Source organism: Mesorhizobium sp. BHbdii (assembly GCF_053848045.1).
This window is the reverse complement of the sequence record NZ_JBSPKX010000076.1, coordinates 1-616: the sequence shown is the minus strand read 5'-3', so window position 1 is coordinate 616 and position 616 is coordinate 1. Positions and strand designations below refer to the sequence as shown.

Sequence of the window (616 nt, the reverse complement as noted above, 5' to 3'; positions counted from 1 at the left end):
GGTCCATCTCGCGGCCAAGCTTGCGGTGGTCGCGCTTCTCGGCCTCCTCCAGCATCGTCTGGTAGGCTTCAAGCTGCGCCTGGTCGGCCCAGGCCGTGCCGTAGATGCGCGTCAGCATCGGATTGTTCGAGTCGCCGCGCCAATAGGCACCGGCCACCTTCATCAGCTTGAAGGCATTGCCGATCTGGCCGGTCGAGGCCATGTGCGGACCGCGGCAGAGATCGAACCAGTCGCCTTGCGCGTAGATCTTGAGATCCTGATCCTCGGGAATGGCGTCGATCAGTTCGAGCTTGTAACGCTCGCCCTTGTCGGCGAACACCTTTTTCGCCTTGTCGCGCGACCAGACTTCCTTGGTGAACGGCTTGTTGCGCGCGATGATCTCGCGCATCTTCTTCTCGATCACCGGGAAGTCGTCCGGCGTGAACGGCTCGTTGCGGGCGAAGTCGTAGTAGAATCCGTTCTCGATCACCGGTCCGATGGTCACCTGCGTCCCCGGCCACAATTCCTGCACGGCCTCCGCCAGCACGTGCGCGGTGTCGTGACGGATAAGCTCAAGCGCGCGCGCATCGTCGCGGGTGATGATCTCGACCTTGCCGGACTTGCCGAGCGGGTCGGA

General features: G+C 63.0%; 1 pseudogene. It reads right to left on the bottom strand.

The features are described from left to right. Positions 1–616, bottom strand: a pseudogene (locus tag ACWTU8_RS31915) (threonine--tRNA ligase); the annotation flags it as partial.